Source organism: Polaromonas sp. P1_G4 (assembly GCF_056405475.1).
Map to the genome: position 1 here is coordinate 1 of NZ_JBFUCA010000373.1, position 4,266 is coordinate 4,266.

Genomic DNA, 4,266 nt, shown 5'->3' on the forward strand with positions numbered 1-4,266 from the left:
GAATCTGGCGCCGTTGAAATGGAATGGGATGTCGAAAACGTTCAGGGCATGTCTCATGCTCTGAGTGAAATCACGGACGGTTTTTTGATTTCAATGTGGAATTTGAAGGCACGTGGTGCTTCCGCCCAATTGGAAACCGGTGTCCTGTATTCGCTGTGGAAGGTGTACGCCGGTGTTGAGTTTCGGATTTCCCTTTTTTACGTCGCAAATAATTTAGCGACCGTGGGGGAGCGCACTTACCTCTTGGCCTTGTTTGGCGAGTACGACGGGTTCAAATCGATGCTGCTGGATGCGTGGGCAGACGGTCTTTCTATTAACTGGTCTGACTTGAGCGTGCAGTATGGCGACTCATGGTTGTCCATGTGTCAGGCATTAACTTCGAAAACCAACTGGATTCAGGCAAAGGTGGATGAAAGTCCCATCGTCCTTGACGCAGCAGGCTTGCGTTCAAAGCAGGATTTGTATTGCCGGCTTGGCGAAGCTTTTTTTGGGTACAAAGGCTATGCAGGCACCAATCTCGATGCTCTTTACGATGTGTTGAGGGAGAACAGATTGGATTGCAAAATAGCTTTCAAAGATAAAAAACAGTTTTCAACTGTCTGTGAAACCCTCACGAACGATGTCAGCTATTTCGATAGATTGACTGAGGTATTTTCGGGTGCTGGATTGCGCATTCAGGAATAAAGCTATCCAGTCGAAAATTGCTATTTTTTTATAGCTACTTGCGCAAACTGAGTCTGGGCTGGAGCCACTTTTCTTATAAATTTCCCAGTCTGTAAGCCGGCCGGCTTTTGCAGCCCGCACGCGCTTGTCATACCGGCGCAGTCAACCAAAGCCGCCACCACCCGCGAACGGCCTGAATTGGCCACAATGCGTCATGGCCTCCATGACAACCCCCATGACATCGGTGTATCCGGCTCTCTCAAGCGGCGGGCCGGACCGGCTGGCCAACATAGGCCGCGCACGGCAAGCGGTTCTGTACGGTGAGTACACGCCCGGAGGTGTCAKCCCGGTGGTTGAAAGCTGGATAGAGCGCTCCTGGCAGCGCTGCCTGGCCGGCGGCCAGCGGCCCGAGCGGGCGCCTTCTTTCGATATCGTTCCGGCCGCCGCGCTGCGCCGCACGCTGGAGGCCAACCACCAGCTGGTGCAAGCTGCGGCACCTGTACTGGAAAAGCTGGGCCAGGCCATTGCCGACACGCGCTACTTCGCCATCCTGACCAACCAGGCCGGCGTGGTCATCAATGTGAATGGCCCGATAGACCGGCGCGACCGCCGTGCCGACATGATCACACGCATCGGTACGGACCTTTCGGAACAACAAGTGGGCACTACCGCCATCGGCGCAGCGCTGACCGAACTGCAACCGGTGTGGCTGCATCGGGGTGAGCATTTTTTTGATGCCACCTCGGTCTACAGCTGCGCCGGCGCGCCCTTGTTCGGCCCCGACGGCCGCTGCGCCGGCATGCTGGACCTGACGGGCATCGAAGTGGTCGAGAGACCCGAGCTCAAACACCTCGTTGCGCAATCCGCGCGCAGCATAGAGAACGCACTCACTTTGGGCAAACCCCATGCATTGCTGATCCGGCTGAATTGGCCGGGCCGCACGCTGGGGGATGAGACCGATGGGCTGGTGTGCGTGGATACCGATGGTTGCGTCACTGGCGCCAACCAGGCGGCGCGGCAGATGATTTCACAGCTGGGCTTCACCGCAGGCATGACGCCGCATTGCAACGATCTCTTTGCCATGCCCTTCGAAATGCTGTTTGACGCGGCGCAGCGCCAGGCGCCGGTGAATGGCGGCATCCTGGAGGTGCCGCTCTGGACAGGCCTGCGCCTGCACGCGCTGCCGCAGTTGCCCGGCCGGGACTCGCCGGCCCCGGCAACCAGCCTGCCGCCTTCAGGCGCCGCGTCACGAACGCTGAAAGAACTCGAAACCGCCTTGATCCGCAAGGCGGTGACCGATTCACGCGGCAATGTGCTGCAGGCCGCAAAAGCGCTCGGCGTCAGCCGGGCCACGGTTTACCGCCGCCTGGGCTCGGGCAAACGCAACTAGCACCCGGCAAACACAAATCAGTGCTTGTGCTCGGCCGCGGCACCGGCTGCTCCCGGAGCTGCAGTGGCAACCGGCAGCTTCAGCTCGAGCTTGCTTTCCACACCTTTGGCGTCCTTGAACAGCAGGGTCACGGGGATTGTGCTGTCTTTGGCCAGCGGTGCTTTGAGGTCCATCAGCATGACGTGGTAACCCCCTGGCTTGAGTTCGACCTTTTTGCCGGCAGGCAAATCAAGTGACGGCACGGCGCGCATTTTCATGACGTCGCCGTCCATTTTCATTTCATGCACTTCAGCCACGCCCGCCACCGGCGACGACACGCCGATCAGCTGGGCCCCATCTTTGGCGGTGAGGCTCATAAAAGCCCCCGTGCCTTTTTGCCCTTGCACAGTGGCGCGCGCCCACGCCCCATCGACCTTGACTGCGGCCGTCTGGGCCGGGGCAGCCATGCTGGCCAGTACCAGCGAAAACGCCAACACGGTTTTTGAGAATTTTGCGGATGTCATGTGTAAATGCTCCTTGAAGCAGTAAATTGAATCTGAAATAAAGCCGCCGGGGCTCGCTCAGTGATTGTGTTCACCACCGCCTGCAGGCATCAGCTCAAGCGCGGCAGCAGGGTTTTTGAGGTCGGACATCTTTTGGCCTGGCTTGGGCACTTCGGCCCAGTCAACCTTGCCGTTCTCGCAAACCTGGCTTACCGGCCAATACAACATGCCCGCCTGTGCGGGCAGTTTGGCCTGCAGCACAAATTCGTCGTACCAGTCGTTCTGCAGATAGTCAGCGGGGGTTTTAGCCGTCCAGCTGATTCGCGACACGTCTTCGGTAACGGTTTTTCCGTGGTCCAGCAGCGGCTGCGCCAGCTTCTCACGTGTGACCTCCAGCGTCCAGCCTGCTTTGGGCATGGGCTTGGCACCCTGCACACCCGCGGGGATGGTGACCACGATCTGTTTGACGGGTGAATTCCCGCAGCCATGCCCGACCTTGAATGTGCCCTTGTAATAACTGCCCGCATTCGCGACCTGGTATTCCAGGGTGACGTGTGCGGCGGCAGGCAGCGATACGGCAATAAAGATAGCTCCAGCCCAATAGGGACGAGCGCAAGCAGCTATGGTTTTAATAGCATTTGGGTATTTCATGATTGATTCTTACAGGATTGAAAATTAAAGGCAGCAGGATTTGCGGCTGAAATTAGGGCCAGCCAGCGCAGCGAGCGCCATGCCGAACGGAGCGCACGGGTGCGCAGAAAAGGCTCGTGAAAGTGCACGCTGAAATGAACGATGGCACGGCGCCGGCCGCAAGGCCCGTGCGCGGGATGCCTGAGGCCTCCAGCGAGAGGCGGTTCAGTTCAAAGTGCGGGAGGTGCGCGGCTGAAAGGCAGCCCGGAGATGGCAGTGCCGGTGGTTGCCGGAATATCCGCCACCGCAACCGTGGTACCGGTGACACAGGAAACGGTTGCTACCGGTAGAGGTGGCAGCACCAGCCCTGCTGAGCCGCACAGGTCGCAGCGCTGGCCTGGGGAGGCTGCATTGCCATCGGTGGAGTCCACGCCGGCATCAGACGAAGCGGTGTTGACAGTACAAATGCCGCTCAGCTTGCCGCTGCGCACGTCCTGGGCGAGCATGGACACCGGTGCCCACAACGCCGCCGCCACGGCCAGGAAAGCCAGCCAGGCGGCAAGGCGTTCCCATACGGGAAGGGTCGAGCGGGATACGGGGTGGTGGGGCACGGGGTGATTATATGTAGCCCCCACGCTCCCCCACTTCGTGTGGGTCGCTGCCCCCCGAGGGGGCCGCCCGCCTGCGGCCCGGCAAAGCCGGTTCCGCGGCTCATGCTGGGTTGAAGAATTCTTTGGACACTACCAGCGGGGGCCGCGGGACTGGCTTTGCCAGACCGCAGGCGCCGCCCCCTCGAGGGGGGAACAGGCTACACGCAGTGAGACTGGACGGGGGTGGGTGTCTTGCTAGGGCGCCCCAAAACCAAACCGCCGAAACACCTCCTGCGCTTCCGGCGTCAACAAGTAGGCAGCAAACTGCGCAGCCGCAGCATCCCCGCTTCGCGCAGTCAAACCGTAGGCCGCACTCACCTGCAAGGCAGCCGGCATCTGCACCACGTTCATGCGCGGCACTTCTTTGCGAACCGCCACGGCGTTGGTGCAATAGGTCAGGAACAGGTCGGCGCGGCCCTCCGTGATCAGCCACTCATACGTACTCCGGCCC

Annotated in this window: 6 protein-coding genes; 2 read left to right on the plus strand and 4 right to left on the minus strand. The window is 60.1% G+C overall.

The annotated features are described in order from the left end of the window. Positions 1 to 684, plus strand: a 684-nt coding sequence (locus AC1D1X_RS16830) for a barstar family protein (RefSeq protein WP_477698705.1), incomplete at its 5' end; no start/stop codon positions are given. A gap of 202 nt (positions 685 to 886) precedes the next feature. Beyond that, complete coding sequence (locus tag AC1D1X_RS16835) at positions 887 to 2,053, plus strand: helix-turn-helix domain-containing protein (protein ID WP_477698706.1); 1,167 nt, start codon at positions 887 to 889, stop codon at positions 2,051 to 2,053. 17 nt (positions 2,054 to 2,070) lie between these two features. Here AC1D1X_RS16835 and AC1D1X_RS16840 read toward each other — a convergent pair whose 3' ends face one another. The 4 genes from AC1D1X_RS16840 to AC1D1X_RS16855 all read right to left on the minus strand — a co-directional run. After that, on the minus strand, positions 2,071 to 2,556 hold the full coding sequence (locus tag AC1D1X_RS16840; protein WP_477667973.1) for a copper chaperone PCu(A)C: 486 nt from the start codon (positions 2,554 to 2,556) through the stop codon (positions 2,071 to 2,073). Between the two features lie 57 nt (positions 2,557 to 2,613). Beyond that, positions 2,614 to 3,186 (minus strand): YcnI family copper-binding membrane protein, encoded by a 573-nt coding sequence (locus tag AC1D1X_RS16845; protein ID WP_477667974.1) that lies wholly within the window; start codon positions 3,184 to 3,186, stop codon positions 2,614 to 2,616. 209 nt (positions 3,187 to 3,395) lie between these two features. Next, a complete protein-coding gene (locus tag AC1D1X_RS16850) occupies positions 3,396 to 3,776 on the minus strand; it encodes a DUF2946 family protein (RefSeq protein WP_477667975.1) in 381 nt (126 codons plus the stop codon). A gap of 234 nt (positions 3,777 to 4,010) precedes the next feature. Beyond that, the coding region (locus AC1D1X_RS16855; protein ID WP_477698707.1) for a substrate-binding domain-containing protein at positions 4,011 to 4,266 on the minus strand (256 nt) is incomplete at its 5' end.

Bases quoted from the DNA above. Each gene is read 5' to 3' on its own strand.
- AC1D1X_RS16840 (WP_477667973.1), bottom strand. From the start codon at position 2,556: ATGACATCCGCAAAATTCTCAAAAACCGTGTTGGCGTTTTCGCTGGTA.
- AC1D1X_RS16845 (WP_477667974.1), bottom strand. From the start codon at position 3,186: ATGAAATACCCAAATGCTATTAAAACCATAGCTGCTTGCGCTCGTCCC.